An 18018-nucleotide genomic window follows, 5' to 3' on the forward strand; every position below is an offset into this window, starting at 1 on the left:
GAAGGAAATTTTCACCATGACTGATACCCCCGCCACCACGGACCTGTCCCGCGTCCACTTCGTCGGCATCGGCGGTTCCGGAATGTCCGGCCTCGCGCGCATCCTGGTTAGCCGTGGCGCGGTCGTCACCGGCTCGGACGTTAAGAAGTCGACGGCCGTTGACGTCCTCCGCGCGATGGGTGCGCACGTCGCCGTCGGCCACGCGGCTGAGAACCTCGATCTGGCTGGGGACAAGCCGACGGTAGTCGTCACCTCCTTCGCCGCCATCCCGCAGGACAACCCGGAGCTGGTTGCGGCACGGGAAGCCGGGATTCCGGTGATCCGTCGCTCGGACCTGCTGGCTGAGCTCATGGAAGGCCACCGTCAGGTGCTGCTCGCCGGCACGCACGGAAAGACCTCGACGACCTCTATGGCGGTCACCGCGCTCCAGCAGGCGGGGATGGATCCTTCCTTCGCCATCGGCGGGCAACTCAACCGAGCTGGGACCAACGCGCACGGCGGCACTGGCGACGCCTTCGTGGCAGAAGCCGACGAATCCGATGCCTCCCTCCTGCGCTACAGCCCCTTCGTGGCAGTCATCACCAACATCGAGCCTGATCACCTCGACTATTTCGGCACGGCAGAGAGCTACTATCGGGTCTTTGATGATTTCGCCGACCGCGTGGTTGAGGGCGGCTACCTCGTCGTGTGCCTCGAGGATGAGCATGCGGCCGCCACGGGTGAGCGGGCGGCTCAGCGCGGGATTCAGGTGCTGGGCTACGGCACGCGCAGCGAGGTAGCCGCGGATTCTTCCGTGCCGCTGGCAGCGGAGATCCTAGAAGAAACCGTCTCCGCCGCCGGCGCGCACGTCCGCGTTCGCCTGACCTTGCCGGGTCAGGCGCCACAGGAGCTGTCCTATGACCTGCATGTCCCAGGCCATCACATGGTGCTCAACTCGGCGGCGGCCCTGCTGGCCGGTGCGCTGGCTGGCGGAGACCCGGCGGAACTGGCCGCGGGTTTGACCGACTTTACGGGTGTGCGCCGTCGCTTCGAGTACCGCGGCAGCGAGCGCGGAATCCGTGTCTTCGATGACTACGCCCACCACCCCACGGAGGTGTCTGCGGTGCTTACCGCGGCGCGCGCGAAAGCGGACGCCGAGGGCGAGGGAGCCCGCGTGATCGCCTGCTTCCAGCCGCATCTGTACTCCCGGACCATGGAGTTTGACGCCGAGTTTGCTCAGGCCTTGGCGCTTGCCGACGCCGCCGTCGTCCTCGACATCTACGGCGCCCGCGAGAAGCCGGTAGAAGGAATTACGTCCCGCATTATCACCGACAAGATGCCCGAAGACATGCCGGTCATTTTCGAGCCGGATTTCTCTGAGGCTGCCGGCGACGTCATTTCCCTGGCGCAGCCCGGAGATATCGTCCTTACCATCGGCGCGGGAACTATTACCTACGTGGCGGGTGAAATCTTGTCGGCGCTAGAGAATGCGAGCGGCGCGGAGGAACCGAAGGAACCGAATGTCTAAAAAGACTGGGGCGCTCGCGCTAGGCGCGGTGCTTCTCGTAGTGGCGGTTGCTGCCGCGGCGGTGTGGCTTTTTCCCATCCTGAAGGTGACATCCTTCGAGGTCGTGGGAAATGATCACGTCGCGGCAGAGGAGGTCGAGCAGGCCAGTGGCGTCGTGAAGGGCTCTAATTTGGCGCGCCTGGATGCGCGCGAAGCCGCGCACGGCGTGGCCTCTCTGCCGTGGGTAGAAAGCGCGACGGTGTCGCGGGCCTTCCCGTCAACCGTCCACATCGAACTTGTCGAGCACGAGGCGGTAGCTTATGTGCGACAAGGCGATAGGACGATTTTGGTGGACAACCACGGTAAGGAATTCGTGGAGGACGAAGCGCCACCCGAAGCCGTGGAGCTGACAGGGCACACCGACTCCGGTTCGCCTGAGATGCAGGGGGCTGTCGACGCCGTCGCTGCGCTCCCCGCCCCGATTCGGGAGAAGGTGAGGACCCTCGAAATTAAGGACCGGTATTCGCTGACCTTCCGCACGGAGGATGACAAAACCATCTTTTGGGGTGCGTCGGAAGACAACGCGAACAAGGCCATTGCTTTTGAGGATGTGCTCAAGCTCGAGGGCGAATCCTGGAACATTTCGAACCCGTCGCTGGTGACTCGTCGCTAAGCGCGTCGCGAGTGGGGCGGGTGGGACGCCTGTTAAGAAAACCGCATGTCAGCAACCCTAAAGTAGAGGTTGAGGGTACCGACACGCGGCAAAATGTGCGCCGAAATTACCCCGTTGTCGTTAAAGATGGATGTAACCGCCTCTCAGAAAAAGGGGCGCCTCCTCGTTTACATTAAAACCTTATTCGAAAGGCAAGAGACCCTCGTATGATCTCATCTAGCAACAACCTCGCGGACATCAAGGTCGTCGGCGTCGGCGGCGGTGGTGTCAACGCTGTCAACCGCATGATCGAAGAAGGGCTCAAGGGAGTCCAGTTCGTGGCGATCAACACCGATTCCCAGGCGCTGATTTTCTCCGATGCGGATACCAAGCTCGACATCGGTCGCGAGGCCACCCGCGGCCTCGGCGCCGGCGCCAACCCTGAGGTAGGCAAGACCTCCGCGGAGGATCACAAGACCGAAATTGAAGACGCCCTCCAGGGCTCCGACATGGTCTTTGTTACGGCTGGCGAGGGCGGCGGCACCGGTACCGGCGCCGCTCCGGTGGTCGCCTCCATCGCGAAGAAGATGGGTGCCCTGACCGTCGGTGTTGTTACCCGCCCATTCAAGTTCGAGGGCGCGCGCCGCACCCGCCAGGCCATGGCCGGCATTGAGGAGCTGCGCGAGGTCTGCGATACCCTCATCGTTATCCCGAATGATCGCCTCATGCAGCTGGGCGGCGAGGAGCTGTCCATCGTCGAAGCCTTCCGCGCCGCCGATGAAGTCCTGCACAACGGTGTGCAGGGTATTACCAACCTGATCACCATCCCGGGCATGATCAACGTCGACTTTGCGGACGTTCGCTCCGTCATGTCCGACGCTGGTTCCGCCCTCATGGGCATCGGCTTTGCCCGCGGCGATAACCGCGCGCTCAACGCCGCCGAGCAGGCTATTAACTCTCCGCTGCTGGAGTCGACGATGGAAGGCGCCAAGGGCGTGCTGCTGTCCATCGCCGGTGGCTCCGATTTGGGCCTCCACGAGGTCAATGCTGCTGCCTCCATGGTGGAGGAGCGCGCCGACGAGGACGCCAACATCATCTTCGGCACCATCATCGATGACAACCTTGGTGACGAAGTCCGCGTCACCATCATTGCGACCGGCTTCGATGCCCAGGCCAACATGACATCCCAGCCGGCACAGCCTGGCCAGACGCAGCAGCACGGTTCGGAGGCTACCCCGGCTGCACGTCCGGGTTCCCTCTTCGAGAACCGCGCTGAGGCACAGCCTGAGAGCCCCGCCGCGCCCCGCACCGAGGCCCCGCGCGAGGAGTACACCCGCGCCGAACCGCAGCGCGCTGACTCCCAGCGCATTGAGCGTGAAGAGTACGCCCCGCGTCACTCCTACGAGCGCGAGCAGCCGGCAGAGCCGGCCCCGTCGAGCGGACTATTTACCACCTCGGATCGCTTCCGCGGTGAGGACTACCGCCGCGGCGGCGATGATGAGTACCGTCTCTCGCGCCCCACGGAGCGTCGTGGCCGTGACTTCGACGATGACGGCGATGACGATCTCGACGTGCCATCCTTCATGCGCTAGTTCCAGCCAGCTACTCTGGAGTGCATGCCAGTAAACGAGGAAGCACACGCAGCACGACGCCCCGTCCGCATGGTTTTTACAAGCCGTGCCGGCGGGGCGTCGTCGTCGCCTTATGACTCTTTTAACCTCGGCGATCACGTTGGCGATGACCCCGCCGCAGTGGCCGCCAATCGCGAGCGGCTCCGCCGAGCCACGGGCTTAGAGGACATCGTGTGGATGGAACAGCTCCACACCAACACCGTGACGGTGGTGGGGGCCGAGCGCCGCGGCGTCGAGGAGCCCGTGCCGGCCACCGATGCCGTGGTAACCAACGAAAAGCGCTTGGGCCTAGGCGTTCTCGTGGCGGACTGCACGCCGGTGCTGCTTGTCGACGTCTCCGCGGGCGTCATCGGCGCCGCCCACGCCGGGCGCCTTGGCGCGCGCAACGGAATCGTCCGCAATACCGTCGATACCATGGTTGAGTTAGGGGCCCGCCCCGCCTCGATTCAGGTGCTCATGGGGCCGGCCGCTTCTGGGCGGAACTATGAGGTGCCGGAGGCGATGGCGGATGACGTCGAGAAGCATCTGCCCGGCTCCAAGACCCGCACGTCGTCGGGTACCTGGGGCGTCGACGTGCGCGCTGGGCTGATTCGTCAATTGATGGAGATGGGGGTTACGGCTATCGAATCGGACCCGCGCTGCACGATTGAGGACACAGATTTCTTTTCTTATCGCCGCGAGGGCGTCACCGGACGCCAAGCCGGCGTGATTTGGTTGGAGGATTAATGACGAACAACGATACTGTGCGCCGTGAAGAGCTGAGGGCTGGCCTGGAGAGCACCCGCGCTGCTATTCACCGTTTCGCTGAGGCCGCTGGCCGCCCCGCCCCGCAGCTGCTGCCGGTGACGAAGTTTCACCCGGCCGAAGACATCGCGCTGCTAGCGGAGTTGGGGATCACAGATGTGGCGGAAAATCGCGAGCAGGAAGCGCGTGCCAAGGCGGAGGCCCTGTCCGAGATGCGTTTCCACATGATTGGCCAGGTTCAGACCAAGAAGGCGAACCACGTGGCCCGATGGGCGCATAGTGTTCACTCGCTCGACTCAGAAAAGCTCGCCAGAGCACTCGACCGCGGCGTGGCTCTTGCCCAGGAACGCGGCCAGCGAGAGGACACGCTTCCGGTCTATATTCAGGTATCCGCCGACGGTGATACCGCGCGTGGCGGCTGCCCGCTAGAGGACGTACCTGCTCTGGTGGATCTGGTTGAAGATCTGGAGAACCTACAGCTGTGTGGCTTCATGGTGGTTCCACCGCTGGAGAGCGATCCGGCGGAGGTTTTCACCCAGGTGAGATCATTGACGGATGAGGTGGCGGCCAAGCTTGGGCGAGACCTGAAAATGTCCGCCGGCATGAGCGCCGACATGGAGGCAGCGATTGCATCTGGAACGGATATCGTGCGTGTCGGAACCGGAATCATGGGAGCCCGCCCGCTAGGTTAATTGTCATTGTAAAACTGCATTACAAGACAGCAAATGAACAGAACACACTAGGTCAGAGGGAGACCCAGAATGTCACTGATTGATAGGACTAAAGAGTTCTTCGGGCTGGGCCCGATGGACATGGACGCCGACGATGCCTACTACGCCGACGAGCGCAGCTACAACGCTCCGGCCTACGCACCTTCCTACGAGAAGCAGGAAGAGGAGTTTGTCCCGACCATCGTGGCTCTCTCCCTCGTCTCCTTTGATGATGCAGCAAAGGTTGGCGGCCCTTTCCGTGACGGTGACGCAGTGGTCTTTGAACTCACCGACGCCGACCGCGGCTCCGCCAAGCGCTTCGTGGACTTTGCCGCTGGCCTCTGCTTCGCGTTGGAAGGCCGCATGAAGAACCTGACCAAGGGCATGGACACCAGCCGCAAGGTTTTTGCCATTGTGCCGAAGGGCGCTGATATCTCCACCGTGGAGCTGGAGCGAGCAGCACACCTGCGCTAGAGACGTCAGGCTTTAACCGCTTCATCGTTATTCTCCTCCGTGTTGGCTTAAGGGAGGCGGAAGGCGATGGGGCGGTTTCGTCGTTTTCATCGTGGGGCCTTATCGGAGAGTCATTCTCGGCGGCGGTATGGCTGCCGCGGTGCCGTCTCTGTACGCCGAGGGCGAACCTTAGGGCAGGGGAGTACCGCTGGCGGGGGTGATTCCGATAGGCTCAGGCATTGTGAGTGCTTTAGGTTCAATTCTCCTCGTCGCCGTGAGTCTTTACTCGTGGATTTTGTTGGCGCGCATCGTCATTGAAATGATCCAGTCTTTTTCGCGCCAATTCAACCCGCCCCGCTGGTTCATGATGGTTGCTGAGGTGCTTTTCGTGGTCACCGATCCGCCGGTCAAAGCGCTGCGAAAGGTGATTCCGCCGCTGCAATTGGGCGGCATCGCGCTCGATGTTTCCATCATTGTTTTGTTCCTGCTTTTGTCCGTTCTTTCGCAACTTATTGCGTGGCTATTTTTCGGTACCAACGGACTTGCGGTGTAACTAACGGGTGTATTAAACCCTCCTGTTAACGTTGAGACTCGTGCCCGCGTTAGATAATGTGTTGATTCGGATACAATGAGTTACCACAATCCGTATTATTAACCGCATATGTACCCGGCCTCTGGACCCTCTAGAGGTTTGACCGATTCGTAAGGGGAAGAGAAGTCAATGCCACTGTCACCAGCTGATGTACACAACGTCGCTTTCAGCAAGCCGCCAATTGGCAAGCGTGGCTACAACGAGGACGAGGTCGATCAGTTCCTCGATCTCGTTGAGGATGCTCTTGCTCAGCTGCAGGATGAGAACGATGATCTCCACGCCCAGGTTGAGGAGCTGAAATCTCAGGCTCCAGCCGGCGCTGCCGGCGGCGCCGCTGCCGCTAAGGTCGACGAGGCCGCTGTGCGCAAGGAAGTCGAATCCAAGCTGCGCGCTGAGTATGAGGCGAAGCTGGCTGACTCCAAGAACGAGATTGCCAAGGCCAAGGAAGAAACCAAGCGCGCCCAGGAACAGGCAAAGGCCGCTCAGGCGCAGTCTTCCCAGGCGCCGGCCGCTCAGGCGCAGGACAATTCCGCAGAGCTCAAGGCTGCTCGCGAGGAAGCTGCTGCTGCCAAGCGTGAGCTCGAGGCCTCCAAGAAGGAACTGGAGAGCACCAAGAAGGAGCTGGAGTCCGCAAAGAAGAACTCCGCAACCTCCACCACCGCATCTTCCGCTGCTGCCGTGGCTGGTGCAGGTGCTGCACAGGGCCTTGCTACCCCGGACACGCATATGCAGGCAGCCCGCGTTCTGGGCCTGGCGCAGGAGATGGCAGACCGCCTTACCAACGAGGCCAAGGCCGATTCCGAGTCCATGCTGGCGGAGGCCCGCACGGCCGCAGAGAAGCAGCTTGCCGACGCTGACTCTCACTCCAAGGCCCAGCTTGCTGACGCCCAGAAGCGCTACGACGCGCAGCTGCAGGAAGCCGATACCCGCTCCAAGAAGCTGGTGGCTGACGCCGAAAACAAGGCAAAGCAGACTGAGGCCGACGCTACGTCCCGCGCCGAGGCACAGATTCGCCAGGCTGAGGAGAAGGCAGCTGCCCTGCAGGCAGATGCTGAGAAGAAGCACACCGAGGTCATGAACACGGTCAAGCAGCAGCAGACCGCTCTGGAGGCCCGCATCTCCGAGCTGCGCACCTTCGAGCGCGAGTACCGTACCCGCCTCAAGACGCTGCTGCAGTCCCAGCTTGAGGAGTTGGAGTCCCGCGGCACCGCTGCCCCGAACGGTGAGGCTGGAAAGTCCAACAATTAATCTCTGAATGAGCGGCGTCCCTGCGGGGGGCGCCGTTATTCTTTTCTGTAGGTATACGTCCGTAGGTATACATTCTTTGTAAGCACATAGCTTTTAGTCATTGGTGAGGAAAGGAGAGCGCACATGCTCATCGGCGCATTGCTTCTGGCCTTTGTTGCTTTCTTGGCGTTCGTGAACTACATCCTCACCGCTGCTGAGTGGTCCTTGTACGTGCTCTTCGCTTCGGCTGGGGTGGGTATTGTTCTGTTTATCGCGGATACCGTGATCAAGCTGCGCCGCAAGCACGACGAGTAGCTCGGTCCCGCCGAAACGCCTGTAGCGCGCGTATCTTAAGCACGACGCGTAGCCCTCGGCCCAGTGGTAATTCTGGGTGGAGGGCTACTTTTGTGAAGCCGCTAGTCGTCTCGCTCCGCGGGGTTTGTGAATATCCCGGGTGGCGCTTGCAGCGGCGTGGGCGGCGGGGGAGGGCCGTACGTTCTTTTCGCTTTACCCCTGATCCGAGCCATGCGGCCGCGGCCCGGCGGCGCATTCGGATCGTCCTGGTTAACCCCATTGTGATACGGGCAGAGTATCACCAAGTTTTCCTGGTTGGTGTACCCGCCGTTCTTCCACGCGATGAGGTGATGAACCTGGCATTCATCGGCCGGCTTCAGGCAGTCATCCCAAGCACAGACTGGGAACTCGGCCATGGCCATGATGCGTTGCTTGATGCTGGCGGAGCGCTCCTCGTAGTAGAGGTTGACCGGCCCGTGGTAGGGGTGGAAAAGAGTCGCGAGCGCGCCGTCTTTATCGATTTCACCGGCGATGACCTTGTTGAGGTACTCCGCGCCGGTCATCGTGGCGCCATTGGTCATCTGGAGGGTGATTTCTTCGCCGTCACCGTCGAGAATTTTCGTCATTGCATCCAGCGGCACAAGGATATTGGTCTGCAAGCCGCGGCGCGGAGCAGCGCCTGTGAAGAAGGCCTCGCGGATGGACTCGAGGGGGCGTGCTGGGTCGACGGCGTCGTTAAGCTCTGCAATCAGTTGCGAGGGGCCCGTGATCGCCATCGTCCACGGTGCATTGCGGCGGCGGTAGACAGTCACGCCCTCCTTCGGCGTGGGGAGAACCGCGTGCTCCTTGAGCTTCTTTTTCGCCAGTGCCTCCATGGCGAGGGTGTCAGCGCTCGTTCGGCAGAGCTCTAGGCGTAGTTTCCAGCCCAACGCTTGTGTTTTGGCTTTGCGGGCATAGCGGTCGATGACCTCCAAGGTAGGCAAAGAATGCTTGCGTTGGCGCGCTGCCTTCACGGCGTCGCGTTGCATCCGCGTCATGGCGGTCTTGCCAAAGAAGCTCGTATGCAGCCGCACCAACTCCGCGGCGGTTTTGTCTGGGGAACCGGCGGCGATGAGGTCTGCTTCAGACATGCCTTCGCACTCGGCGACGACATCGATGCCGGCCCCGAGTGCGTTAAGGAAAGTCTGCAGTGCGCTCATGACAGTGGAGCTTAAAACACCTTATGACCTGCTCGCATTAGAAAAAATGTTCCTGTGGACAACCTTATCCCAGGTACCTCATTCATGTACTGTCGTTTCTATTTTGGGGCTTGCGGGAACCTGCGCCTGTGAAAACTTGACCGGCTCGCTATACTTTTAGGCGTATGCAGTGAGCCGGCTATCACCGGGGAGCATTCCGGAAGAACGTGCTTCGCGCTTAGCAGAGCATTATTAGAACCGGGCGGGTAGGGACCGTCATCTCCTTCACATCAACGAAGCGGGGCGCCTCGGCGCCCAAGCGGGGTGGTACCGCGAGCCGTAAGGCGCGTCCCCGCCACAGCGAACGAGTGAAGGAATTTTTAGATGAGTAGCAACCCCGCGAACGTCGGCAGCGTTTATCCCAAAGTTGATATGACTGCTGGGTCTTCCCGTTTCCCCGATATGGAGCAGGAAGTCCAGAAGTACTGGAAGGCCGACGACACCTTTAAAGCCAGCCTCGAGCAAACTGAGGGCTGCCCCGAGTACGTCTTTTATGATGGCCCTCCCTTTGCCAACGGTCTGCCGCACTACGGCCACCTGTTGACCGGTTACGTCAAGGACATCGTCCCGCGCTACCGCACTATGGCCGGCAACCACGTTCCGCGCGTCTTCGGCTGGGACACCCACGGTCTGCCAGCGGAGCTGGAGGCAGAAAAGCAGCTCGGCATCACCGACAAGGCCCAGATCGAGGAGATGGGCCTGGAGAAGTTCAACGAGTACTGCGCCAAGTCCGTCCTCGAGTACACCGATGAGTGGGAAGAGTACGTCAACCGCCAGGCTCGCTGGGTGGACTTCGAGAACGGTTACAAGACCATGGACTTGAATTACATGGAGTCCGTGATGTGGGCGTTTAAGGAGCTCTACGACAAAGGCCTGATCTACCAGGGCTTCAGGGTCCTGCCGTACTCCTGGGCTGAGCACACCTCGCTGTCGAACCAGGAGACGCGCCTGGATGATTCTTACAAGATGCGCCAGGATCCGACCCTGACGGTGACCTTCCCGGTAGCGGGCGCTGTGGAGGGAAGCGCGGCGGAGAAGACGTTGGCGGATAACGCCGAGCTTGCCGACGCCTCCTTCCTCGCCTGGACCACCACCCCGTGGACCCTGCCGTCCAACCTGGCTTTGGCGGTCCACCCGGAGGTCGACTACGTCCTGTTCAAGGCCACCGAGGGCGACTTTGCTGGCCGCACCTTCATCATGGCCGAAGCGCTCACCGGCACCCTGGCCAAGGAGCTGGGTGAGGCGGAAGTTCTCAAAACGTTCAAGGGCGCTGAGCTCGAGGGCTTTAAGTACCAGCCCATCTTCGATTTCTTCCCGGATGTCGAGAATGCCTACCAGCTGCTGCTCGCAGATTACGTCACCACTGAGGACGGTACCGGTGTGGTCCACCAGGCTCCGGCCTTCGGTGAGGACGATATGCTCACCTGCCAGAAGTACGGTGTGGGCCTGGTCATCCCGGTGGACGAGGACGGTAAGTTCACCTCGCAGGTGCCACCTTACGAGGGCCAGCTGGTCTTCGACGCTAACAAGGGCATCATCAAGGACCTGAAGGAAGCTGGCCGCGTGGTGCGCCACGTGACCATCGAGCACTCCTACCCGCACTCCTGGCGCTCCGGCGAGCCGCTCATCTACATGGCGTTGCCGGCATGGTTCGTCAAGGTGACCGAGTTCCGTGACCGCATGGTGGAGCTCAACCACAACGAGATCGAGTGGCTGCCGGAGCACATCCGTGACGGCCAGTTCGGCAAGTGGCTGGAGGGCGCTCGTGATTGGAATATCTCCCGTACCCGCTACTGGGGTGCTCCGATCCCAGCGTGGATCTCTGATGATCCGGAGTACCCGCGCGTGGATGTCTACGGCTCCCTGGATGAGCTGGAGCGTGACTTCGGCGTGCGTCCTACCAGCCTGCACCGCCCGCACATCGATGAGCTGACCCGCCCGAACCCGGATGATCCGACGGGCAAGTCCACGATGCGCCGCGTGCCGGATGTGTTGGACTGCTGGTTCGAGTCTGGTTCCATGCCGTTTGCCCAGAAGCACTACCCGTTTGAGAACAAGGAGTGGTTTGAGACCCACTCGCCGTCGGACTTCATCGTGGAGTATTCCGGTCAGACCCGCGGCTGGTTCTACGTCATGCATGCGCTGTCGACTGCGCTCTTTGACCGCCCAGCCTACAAGAAGGTTGTGGCCCACGGCATCGTTCTGGGCAATGACGGACTGAAGATGTCCAAGTCCAAGGGCAATTACCCGAACGTCAACGAGGTCTTTGACCGCGATGGTTCGGATGCCATGCGCTGGTTCCTCATGTCCTCGCCGATCTTGCGCGGTGGCAACCTCATCGTCACCGAGCAGGGCATCCGCGAGGGCGTGCGCCAGGCTATCCTGCCGATCTGGAATGCCTACACCTTCCTGCAGCTCTACGCTTCCCAGGACGCGAAGTTCGATGTCAGCTCTACCAACGTTCTGGACCGCTACATCTTGGCCAAGACGCATGACTTGGTGAAGAACACGAATGATGCGCTGGCGAATACCGATATTGCTACGGCAACCGAGGAGGTTCGTCTCTTCGCGGATGCCTTGACCAACTGGTACGTGCGCCGCTCCCGCGACCGTTTCTGGGAGGGCGAGGAGAACCACGCGGAGGCCTTCAATACCCTTTACACGGTGCTGGAGACTGTGTCCCGCGTGGTGGCTCCGCTGCTGCCGCATGTGGCTGAGGTCATCTACCGCGGCCTGACCGGTGAGCGCTCTGTGCACTTGGCTTCCTACCCGAAGGCCGAGGATTACCCGGCTGACGCGGACTTGGTGGCCGCCATGGATGCCACCCGCGCGGTGGCTTCGGCGGCGTCGTCTGTACGCAAGTCCAATAAGCTGCGCAACCGCCTGCCGCTGCCGAAGCTGACCGTGGCGATGCCGGATTCGGCTCGCTTGGCTGACTTTAAGGACATCATCCGCGATGAGGTCAACGTCAAGGACGTTGAGCTAACCGATGACGTCGATGAGGTTGGCACCTTCGAGGTCGTCTGCAACGCCAAAGTGGCAGGTCCGCGTTTGGGCAAGGACGTACAGCGCGCCATCAAGAACCTGAAGGCGGGCAACTACGAGCGCGACGGCGAGGAGGTTATCGTCGACGGCGATATCCGCCTGACCCCGGATGAGTACACGGAACGTCTCAAGGCTGCGAACCCGGAGTCCACGGCGCGCGTGGACGGCGTGGATGGCCTAGTGGTATTGGATACCAACGTCAACGAAGAGCTGGAGGCTGAGGGCTGGGCGGCGGATGTCATCCGTGGCCTGCAGGATGCCCGCAAGGCCGAGGACTTCGTGGTCACCGACCGCATCACCGTGGTCCTGTCTGTCCCCGCGGAGAAGGAAGAGTGGGCCAACCGCCACCGCGAGCACATCGCGGCAGAGGTACTCGCCGTCGACTTCACCGTGACGACCGAGGCCCTCGAGGCTAGAGCTGGCCAGAATGTCCACGACGTTCTTAAGGGCGTAACCGCCACAGTGGCTAAGGCCTAAGACGGCAACAGCGACGTTAACGGTCGCAGAAAAAGCTCCGCCTCCCGGATCCGGGAGGCGGAGCTTTTAGCGTCTGTGCACAGGTAGCGCAGTGCGGCCCAGGGGAGGGCGCCCGACTGGTGGGGCCGGTGCTAGCGGCGAGTGCCGGGCAGGTGCGCGCGCCAAGCAAGGATGACATTGATGAGGCAGACCAGAGCCAAGAAGCTACCGATGCTGAACAACGCGGTGAAACCAAGGTAAGGTGCGAGGGCGCTGAAAGCCATCGGGATGAAGAAACCGGTGTAGGAAATGGAGTAGTACACGGCGGTCAGGCCGGCGAGCTCACGCTCGCCCGCGATGCGTTGGACCTCCGACAAGCCGGCGACGAGTGCCAGGCCGTATCCTGCGCCCATGGTCGCGGCGGCGGCGATGCCGAGCGGCAGGGAGAGCGAGTGGGCGGCGAAGGCTCCGAGGATGGCGCCGACTGTGATGACGAACATGGCCAGCGCCGAGGCGCGCGCAGACTTATGGGTATCCACCAGTCGGCCCAACATCTGGACAGCGACACCGCACCCCAGGGTGATAACGGTCATCAGGCCGGAGAAAGCGATGGGGGCATCGCCTGCCGAGTCGGACAACAGCTGTGGCAGGAGCGCATAGGCCGCTCCCGCGCAACCGAATACCCACGGGGCCACAGGGACGACGACGCGTAGGAAACGCTTGTGAGCAACGGCGGGAATGTGCAGCATCTCCAGCATGTCGCGCACCCGAAGCTCCAAGATGGTGGTCTTGACGTCGCCCCGGGTGGGCTGGCGGGTCTCCGGAGTATGCAGGATCCACACGGCGGTCAGCAACGTAAGCAGCATGTGGAGGATATAAGCCGTGTGCGTCGGCCACGGACCCCACTGGGCGAGCACCGAAGCGATGCCCGCGCCGACGAGGAAGCCGGCAGTCAAACACAAGGAAGCCTTGCGGGCGCCCGCCGCCGGGTCACCGCCAGCCCTCGTGATGAGCTCCGTAATCCACGTTGAGCCCACGGCCATGACCAAGCCCAAAGCCATGCCGCATAGGACACGCCCCAGCGCGATGATGAGTGGCTCGTTGGGCGCGATGGACAGCAAGAAAGACCCCGCCAAAGACAGTGGCGCTGCGGGGAGTAACAGGGGGCGGCGGCCAAGCAGATCGGACAGTGGGCCGCCGATCAGAAGGGCGGGGATGATGCCCACGACGTAGGCGGCCAAGAGCCCGTTGACTGTCACCTGGGAAAAGTTGGAGGTCTCGCGGTACATCACCAGCAGCGGGGTGAACTCGTTTCCGCCCCACGCCACGGCGATCATGGAACCGGCGACGGGGAACCACGCGCGCGGCGACAGCGGCGTTCCGTCCGAGTGGATAGACGAACGCGAGGAGGTGGGGCTTTCGGCAGCGTCGGTGTCCAGAATGGCGTCGTGCTCGGTGGTGGGCGCCTCGACAGCAGGGTTCGAATGCGCAGAGACAGTCACAGTTGCTTCCTTGAGGAGTTGAGGTGGGAGTGGAGTTCGGTGAGGTAGGAGTCGATGTCGCCGGAGCGGAGGGCGTCGGCAAGCAAGGCGTGTTGAGCCACGAAGGCGCGTGCCTTCTCGACGCTGCGGCCAATGGCGGTGGCAGTGAAGCGTTGTTGGCGCTCGCGCAGCGTGTGGCCAAGGTGCGCCAAGAGGCGGTTGCCGCCGTTGTCCATGATGGTTTGGTGGAACCTTGCGTCCAGTTGGGTGTAGGTACGCAGATCAGAGTTGTCGAGGGCGGCTTTCTGTTCCTCGATCGTGGCATCGAGGACATCAGCGATAAGGCCACGCTCTTCGGCGGGGAGATCGCATATATGGCGGGCAGAATTCTCGTCCACGAGGAGGCGGGCTTCGTAAACCTCACGGATCTCGCGGGGGCTGATGGGGACGACCAACGCGCCGCGTTTGGGGTAGAGCTTCAAAAATCCTTCTACCTCCAAGCGGAGAAATGCCTCACGCACCGGGGTGCGGCTCATTCCTAGCTCGGAGGCAAGGGCGGCTTCGGAGAGCATGTCCGAGTCATCGACCTCGTCATCGATGATGCGGCGCTTGAGGTGCTCATAGGCCCTTTCTGCGGCAGGTACCTTGTCTTTTTGCATGTATACATGATGCATGCATGCGGGCCTTAGTGTCTAGTACCACACGTCAATCGTGGGGCATCGATCACTCATGCCGCGCGTGAGAGCTAGTTCTCTTTGTCTGCCTAGGGCTTCCTTGTGGATGCGAATATATGTTTTAGACTTGTAGCTATGCAGCGCTGGGTTCTTCACATCGACATGGATGCGTTCTATGCCTCGGTGGAACAGCTGACTCGGCCCACCCTGCGTGGCCGGCCGGTGCTGGTGGGAGGGACGTCCGGCCGCGGGGTCGTCGCGGGTGCTTCCTATGAGGCGCGCGCTTATGGCGCGCATTCCGCCATGCCCATGTTCCGTGCACAGCAGCTCGTGGGTTTTCGTGCCGTGGTGGTGCAACCTCGCCGAGCAGTCTATTCGGCGGCTTCGCGCCGGGTATTTGAGATCATTGCGGAGCACGCTGGGGTCATCGAGCAGCTTTCCATCGACGAGGCCTTCATGGAACCTGAGGCACTCGTCGGTGCCTCAGCCGACGAGGTTCGCGAGTGGGCAGAGAATCTCCGCCGTGTGATTCGAACGGAGACGGGCCTTCCCAGCTCTATTGGAGCGGGTGCTGGAAAGCAGAGCGCGAAGATCGCCTCGGGGGAGGCCAAACCGGACGGCACCTTCGTGGTCCCGCAGGAGCGCTTCGATGAGCTCATTCACCCGCTGCCGGTGGGCAAGCTGTGGGGTGCGGGCCCGGTCACCCAGCAAAAGCTCGCCGCCATCGGGGTGGAGACCATCGGCCAGTTGGCCGCAATGAGCCGCAAGGAAGTCGAGATTTCACTCGGCGGCGTGGTGGGGGTGCAGCTGTGGGAGCTTGCCCAAGGGATTGATGAGCGTCCAGTTGCCCCGCGTGCGATTGCCAAACAGATCTCCACGGAATTCACCTACCCAACGGATCTGCGCACGGCGGCAGAGGTAGATGCGGCGCTGATTCGCGCGGCGCATGGCGCTCATTCCCGTTTGCTGAAGGATGGCCGCGGCGCGCGCACGGTGACGGTGAAGCTGCGGATGGCGGATTTTCACATCGAGTCACGCTCTGCCACCTTGCCCTACGCCACCGATGACCTGAAGGTGCTCGAAGCCAAAGCACTGAGCTTGGCCCGCTACCCGGAGGAGCTTGGGCCGATCAGGCTGGTGGGGGTGAGCTACTCAGGACTAGAGGAGGCCCGCCAAGACGTGCTCTTTCCGGAACTAGACCGTGAGATCGTGCGCCGGGCACCGGACACGGACTACGAGACCGGGGTCAGCGACTATCTGCCTGGGACGCCACACGTGACAGAGGACGTGTCCCCGGCGGGCGGAGCTGCGGATTCCGAAGAGTCGCCGAGCCACCGGTGGCGAGCGACCCAAGACGTCTACCACCCCGACTTCGGCCACGGCTGGATTCAGGGCGCGGGCCACGGGGTGGTCAGCGTGCGCTTTGAAACCCGCGCTACGGGCCCGGGGCTCGTGCGCTCCTTCGCGGCTGAGGATGAAGACCTCCGCCCCGCCGACCCGCTGGACTCACTGGCATGGGAAGACATCCCGCCGGATGAAGACGCTGACCCCGAGGATGCGGTAGAGGTGCCACCACGAGGGGGTAGCTAGCCCGCGGTATAGGTCTTGGCAGGAGGGGCCGAACTAAACATCTCTGCCACCGGCGTGCCTGTAGCAAGTGCCGCAGCAAGCATAATGCGGGCCTGCCCGGCGCGGAATCCACCGGCGGCCACCGCGCCCATTTCGCCCAAGGTGGCTCCACCGCCAGCGCCGCCATAGGCCAGCTTGGTATTCCCGTAGGGAGTTCGGGTGCTAATCACCACGGGCACGCCCGCCTGCAGCGCGCGGGCTACCCCGGCACCCATCTCCGCGCCCATGTTGCCCGAACCCATCGCCTCGATGACGAGGCCGGAGGCGTGTTTAAGGGAGGCGTCGACAAGCTCGGCTGATGCCCCCGGGTAGGCCGCGATGATCTCAACGGGGTGATTGGCCAAGGGCGCTAGGGGAAGGGGCGCTAAGGTGGAGTCTCCCACCGGCAGCTCCTCAAAGCCGTTGAGCTGCGAAGTGTGCCACTTGCGCGCACCGCGCCCCGGGATGGTGTGGCCGCCAAACTGCACCCACACACCCGGCTTCCCAGAACATAGAAGTTCATAGGCCTCGCGGAGGTTGCGCGGCCCATCGCCATCCGGGTGGTCAAAGGCGCGTTGAGCGCCCGTGAGCACGATGGGGCCCGCACCGAGGTCGAAAAGGGACAACGCTAAGGCGGTCTCCTCCAAAGAATCGGTGCCATGCGTGATGAGCACGCCGTCGATGTCCGGGCGGGCGAGCTGGTCTCGCACGCAAAGCAGCAGATCATCGAGGTCGGCCAACGTAATCGAGCTGGAATCTAGCGCGCGGAACTCCACCACCTCGATGTCGTGAGGGCTGTCCTCGGTGCCCAGGGATGCGGCCAGCTGCTGGCCGCTAACGGTGGGGACGAGGGAGCCGTCACGGACCGTCGTGCAGGCGATGGTGCCACCGGTGGCGATGAGTGCAAAAGTCATGCCAGCAGGCTACTACAGGCGCGCACCTGCGCGGGAAACCCAGGGTGAAGCTCGCGGGCGCTAGAGTAAAAGGGATGAACCACGATCCCCAACGTGAGGAGTATTTGTGAAATCCTTCAAGCTGAGCGCCGCCGTCCTGGCTTTGGGCGCCGCGACTGCCCTGTCCGCCTGCTCGTCTTCCGACGATGGCGCGGCCGAGAATAGCACCGCCGCTAAGCCCTCGGGCGAAACCTCCGCCTCGCAGGTTGTCTCCACCGAGATGCCCTCCGTGGAGGAACTCAACGAGATCTTGGCTAAGGCTGCCGACCCGAACCTGCCGCAGGAAGAGAAGGTGCAGCTGGTGCAGGGCAGCGAAACGGCGCCGGAGCTTTTCGACGTCATGTCGCAGTCCCAGGCCGAATCCGGTGCCACCTTCGAGGTTGTGGCCCCGGTCATCCCGGGCCTCGTGCCGGATTCCGCGCTCGCTACCGTCCACATCAACACCCCTGATGGCCAGCAGCAGACCGCTGACCAGGTGGAGTTCATCAACGAGGGCGGCACGTGGAAGCTGTCTAAGACCTGGGCTTGTGTCTTGGTCACCAACATCGTCCCGCCGGAAGAGGTCCCGGAGATGTGTGCGGACTCCGTGCCGGAAGATGCTGGCGCCGAGGAAGGCGCTGAGGCGCCTGCCGACGCCCCCGCAGAAGGTGCTGAGGCTCCCGCCCAGTAAAACCAGGTTTTCATAACTTAAGCGCCCGCCACTCGCTACTTAAGCGCCCGCCACTCGCTGGATCTCATGCCAGCCAGGTGGTGGGCGCTGCCTTGTGCGGAGGC

Annotated in this window: 16 protein-coding genes; 12 read left to right on the forward strand and 4 right to left on the reverse strand. The window is 62.4% G+C overall.

Annotated elements, in window-relative coordinates:
* Positions 1-16 precede the first annotated feature (16 nt).
* From murC to QKE52_RS00595, 9 genes are all read left to right on the forward strand, one after another.
* Positions 17-1507, forward strand: coding sequence for a UDP-N-acetylmuramate--L-alanine ligase (murC, locus tag QKE52_RS00555; RefSeq protein ID WP_347947836.1), 1491 nt, complete (start codon positions 17-19; stop codon positions 1505-1507).
* Positions 1500-2159: an FtsQ-type POTRA domain-containing protein gene (locus tag QKE52_RS00560; RefSeq protein WP_347947837.1), complete on the forward strand. Its 660-nt coding sequence runs from the start codon at positions 1500-1502 to the stop codon at positions 2157-2159. Before murC ends, QKE52_RS00560 begins: the two co-directional genes overlap by 8 nt.
* A 206-nt stretch (positions 2160-2365) precedes the next feature.
* Positions 2366-3730, forward strand: coding sequence for a cell division protein FtsZ (gene ftsZ, locus QKE52_RS00565; protein WP_175974585.1), 1365 nt, complete (start codon positions 2366-2368; stop codon positions 3728-3730).
* A gap of 24 nt (positions 3731-3754) precedes the next feature.
* Positions 3755-4495 carry a peptidoglycan editing factor PgeF gene (pgeF, locus tag QKE52_RS00570; protein WP_046647973.1) on the forward strand — a complete coding sequence of 247 codons (741 nt, stop codon included), beginning with the start codon at positions 3755-3757 and terminating at the stop codon, positions 4493-4495.
* Entirely contained in the window at positions 4495-5205 is a 711-nt protein-coding gene (locus QKE52_RS00575) for a YggS family pyridoxal phosphate-dependent enzyme (protein WP_347947838.1), read from the forward strand. The genes pgeF and QKE52_RS00575 overlap by 1 nt, the downstream gene beginning before the upstream one ends.
* A gap of 69 nt (positions 5206-5274) precedes the next feature.
* A complete protein-coding gene (gene sepF / locus QKE52_RS00580) occupies positions 5275-5697 on the forward strand; it encodes a cell division protein SepF (protein WP_046647975.1) in 423 nt (140 codons plus the stop codon).
* A 220-nt stretch (positions 5698-5917) separates the two neighbouring features.
* Positions 5918-6229 carry a YggT family protein gene (locus QKE52_RS00585; protein ID WP_175974587.1) on the forward strand — a complete coding sequence of 104 codons (312 nt, stop codon included), beginning with the start codon at positions 5918-5920 and terminating at the stop codon, positions 6227-6229.
* A gap of 168 nt (positions 6230-6397) precedes the next feature.
* Entirely contained in the window at positions 6398-7516 is a 1119-nt protein-coding gene (locus QKE52_RS00590) for a DivIVA domain-containing protein (protein ID WP_070754191.1), read from the forward strand.
* A gap of 123 nt (positions 7517-7639) precedes the next feature.
* Complete coding sequence (locus QKE52_RS00595; protein ID WP_046647978.1) at positions 7640-7810, forward strand: hypothetical protein; 171 nt, start codon at positions 7640-7642, stop codon at positions 7808-7810.
* Between the two features lie 101 nt (positions 7811-7911).
* On the opposite strand, the gene QKE52_RS00600 is transcribed toward QKE52_RS00595, so the two are convergent.
* On the reverse strand, positions 7912-8988 hold the full coding sequence (locus tag QKE52_RS00600; protein WP_347947839.1) for an HNH endonuclease signature motif containing protein: 1077 nt from the start codon (positions 8986-8988) through the stop codon (positions 7912-7914).
* Between the two features lie 363 nt (positions 8989-9351).
* Here QKE52_RS00600 and ileS point away from each other — a divergent pair, with 363 nt between their 5' ends.
* A complete protein-coding gene (gene ileS / locus QKE52_RS00605) occupies positions 9352-12549 on the forward strand; it encodes an isoleucine--tRNA ligase (protein ID WP_347947840.1) in 3198 nt (1065 codons plus the stop codon).
* 131 nt (positions 12550-12680) lie between these two features.
* On the opposite strand, the gene QKE52_RS00610 is transcribed toward ileS, so the two are convergent.
* Positions 12681-13865 carry an MFS transporter gene (locus tag QKE52_RS00610; protein ID WP_187357516.1) on the reverse strand — a complete coding sequence of 395 codons (1185 nt, stop codon included), beginning with the start codon at positions 13863-13865 and terminating at the stop codon, positions 12681-12683.
* Positions 13866-14026: 161 nt separating this feature from the next.
* Positions 14027-14668: a GntR family transcriptional regulator gene (locus tag QKE52_RS00615; protein ID WP_347947841.1), complete on the reverse strand. Its 642-nt coding sequence runs from the start codon at positions 14666-14668 to the stop codon at positions 14027-14029.
* 150 nt (positions 14669-14818) lie between these two features.
* Here QKE52_RS00615 and QKE52_RS00620 point away from each other — a divergent pair, with 150 nt between their 5' ends.
* Entirely contained in the window at positions 14819-16273 is a 1455-nt protein-coding gene (locus tag QKE52_RS00620; protein ID WP_347947842.1) for a DNA polymerase IV, read from the forward strand.
* Here the strand turns inward: QKE52_RS00620 and QKE52_RS00625 are convergent.
* Positions 16270-17205, reverse strand: a complete 936-nt coding sequence (locus tag QKE52_RS00625; RefSeq protein ID WP_347947844.1) for an asparaginase — start codon at positions 17203-17205, stop codon at positions 16270-16272. The genes QKE52_RS00620 and QKE52_RS00625 overlap by 4 nt on opposite strands.
* A gap of 106 nt (positions 17206-17311) precedes the next feature.
* Here QKE52_RS00625 and QKE52_RS00630 point away from each other — a divergent pair, with 106 nt between their 5' ends.
* Positions 17312-17914 carry a hypothetical protein gene (locus QKE52_RS00630; protein WP_347947845.1) on the forward strand — a complete coding sequence of 201 codons (603 nt, stop codon included), beginning with the start codon at positions 17312-17314 and terminating at the stop codon, positions 17912-17914.
* Positions 17915-18018 lie beyond the last annotated feature (104 nt).

It is taken from the genome of Corynebacterium sp. c25Ua_47, from assembly GCF_039907205.1.
Taxonomy (GTDB): Bacteria; Actinomycetota; Actinomycetes; order Mycobacteriales; family Mycobacteriaceae; genus Corynebacterium; species Corynebacterium hiratae.

Coding starts and splice junctions, on each gene's coding strand:
- QKE52_RS00600 (WP_347947839.1), bottom strand. CDS start 8,988: ATGAGCGCACTGCAGACTTTCCTTAACGCACTCGGGGCCGGCATCGAT.
- QKE52_RS00610 (WP_187357516.1), bottom strand. CDS start 13,865: ATGATCGCCGTGGCGTGGGGCGGAAACGAGTTCACCCCGCTGCTGGTG.
- QKE52_RS00560 (WP_347947837.1), top strand. CDS start 1,500: ATGTCTAAAAAGACTGGGGCGCTCGCGCTAGGCGCGGTGCTTCTCGTA.
- QKE52_RS00575 (WP_347947838.1), top strand. CDS start 4,495: ATGACGAACAACGATACTGTGCGCCGTGAAGAGCTGAGGGCTGGCCTG.
- QKE52_RS00620 (WP_347947842.1), top strand. CDS start 14,819: ATGCAGCGCTGGGTTCTTCACATCGACATGGATGCGTTCTATGCCTCG.
- QKE52_RS00595 (WP_046647978.1), top strand. CDS start 7,640: ATGCTCATCGGCGCATTGCTTCTGGCCTTTGTTGCTTTCTTGGCGTTC.
- ftsZ (WP_175974585.1), top strand. CDS start 2,366: ATGATCTCATCTAGCAACAACCTCGCGGACATCAAGGTCGTCGGCGTC.
- murC (WP_347947836.1), top strand. CDS start 17: ATGACTGATACCCCCGCCACCACGGACCTGTCCCGCGTCCACTTCGTC.
- sepF (WP_046647975.1), top strand. CDS start 5,275: ATGTCACTGATTGATAGGACTAAAGAGTTCTTCGGGCTGGGCCCGATG.
- pgeF (WP_046647973.1), top strand. CDS start 3,755: ATGCCAGTAAACGAGGAAGCACACGCAGCACGACGCCCCGTCCGCATG.
- ileS (WP_347947840.1), top strand. CDS start 9,352: ATGAGTAGCAACCCCGCGAACGTCGGCAGCGTTTATCCCAAAGTTGAT.
- QKE52_RS00625 (WP_347947844.1), bottom strand. CDS start 17,205: ATGACTTTTGCACTCATCGCCACCGGTGGCACCATCGCCTGCACGACG.
- QKE52_RS00615 (WP_347947841.1), bottom strand. CDS start 14,668: ATGCAAAAAGACAAGGTACCTGCCGCAGAAAGGGCCTATGAGCACCTC.
- QKE52_RS00590 (WP_070754191.1), top strand. CDS start 6,398: ATGCCACTGTCACCAGCTGATGTACACAACGTCGCTTTCAGCAAGCCG.